General features: G+C 55.9%; 1 rRNA gene (cut by a window edge). It reads left to right on the top strand.

The window, feature by feature from the left end:
- Window positions 1–1,399 (top strand): 23S ribosomal RNA (locus ACZ7LU_RS39795) (it extends 1,824 nt beyond the left edge of the window).
- Window positions 1,400–1,432 lie beyond the last annotated feature (33 nt).

The following is a 1,432-nucleotide window of genomic DNA, read 5'->3' as shown; positions in this document are numbered from 1 at the left end:
ATGTGGCTGAGACCTGATGCCGAGCCGATTGTGGTGAAGTGGATGATCCTATGCTGTCGAGAAAAGCCTCTAGCGAGTTTCATGGCGGCCCGTACCCTAAACCGACTCAGGTGGTCAGGTAGAGAATACCGAGGCGTTCGGGTGAACTATGGTTAAGGAACTCGGCAAAATGCCCCCGTAACTTCGGGAGAAGGGGGGCCATCACCGGTGATGAGTCTTGCACTCTGAGCTGGGGGTGGCCGCAGAGACCAGCGAGAAGCGACTGTTTACTAAAAACACAGGTCCGTGCGAAGCCGTAAGGCGATGTATACGGACTGACGCCTGCCCGGTGCTGGAACGTTAAGGGGACCGGTTAGTGCACTTTCGGGTGTGCGAAGCTGAGAACTTAAGCGCCAGTAAACGGCGGTGGTAACTATAACCATCCTAAGGTAGCGAAATTCCTTGTCGGGTAAGTTCCGACCTGCACGAATGGCGTAACGACTTCTCGACTGTCTCAACCATAGGCCCGGTGAAATTGCACTACGAGTAAAGATGCTCGTTTCGCGCAGAAGGACGGAAAGACCCCGGGACCTTTACTACAGTTTGATATTGGTGTTCGGTTCGGCTTGTGTAGGATAGGTGGGAGACTTTGAAGCGGGCACGCCAGTGTTCGTGGAGTCGCCGTTGAAATACCACTCTGGTCGTGCTGGATGTCTAACCTCGGTCCGTGATCCGGATCAGGGACAGTGTCTGATGGGTAGTTTAACTGGGGCGGTTGCCTCCCAAAGGGTAACGGAGGCGCCCAAAGGTTCCCTCAGCCTGGTTGGTAATCAGGTGTTGAGTGTAAGTGCACAAGGGAGCTTGACTGTGAGACCGACGGGTCGAGCAGGGACGAAAGTCGGGACTAGTGATCCGGCGGTGGCTTGTGGAAGCGCCGTCGCTCAACGGATAAAAGGTACCCCGGGGATAACAGGCTGATCTTCCCCAAGAGTCCATATCGACGGGATGGTTTGGCACCTCGATGTCGGCTCGTCGCATCCTGGGGCTGGAGTCGGTCCCAAGGGTTGGGCTGTTCGCCCATTAAAGCGGTACGCGAGCTGGGTTTAGAACGTCGTGAGACAGTTCGGTCCCTATCCTCTGTGCGCGTAGGAATATTGAGAAGGGCTGTCCCTAGTACGAGAGGACCGGGACGGACGAACCTCTGGTGTGCCAGTTGTCCTGCCAAGGGCATGGCTGGTTGGCTACGTTCGGAAAGGATAACCGCTGAAAGCATCTAAGCGGGAAGCCTGCTTCGAGATGAGTATTCCCACCCCCTTTGAGGGGTTAAGGCTCCCAGTAGACGACTGGGTTGATAGGCCAGATCTGGAAGCCCGGTAACGGGTGGAGGTGACTGGTACTAATAGGCCGAGGGCTTGTCCTCAGTTGCTCGCGTCCACTGTGTTGGTTCTGAAAC

It is taken from the genome of Streptomyces sp. NPDC039462 (assembly GCF_055639375.1).
This window is presented reverse-complemented; position numbering and strand designations above follow the sequence as displayed.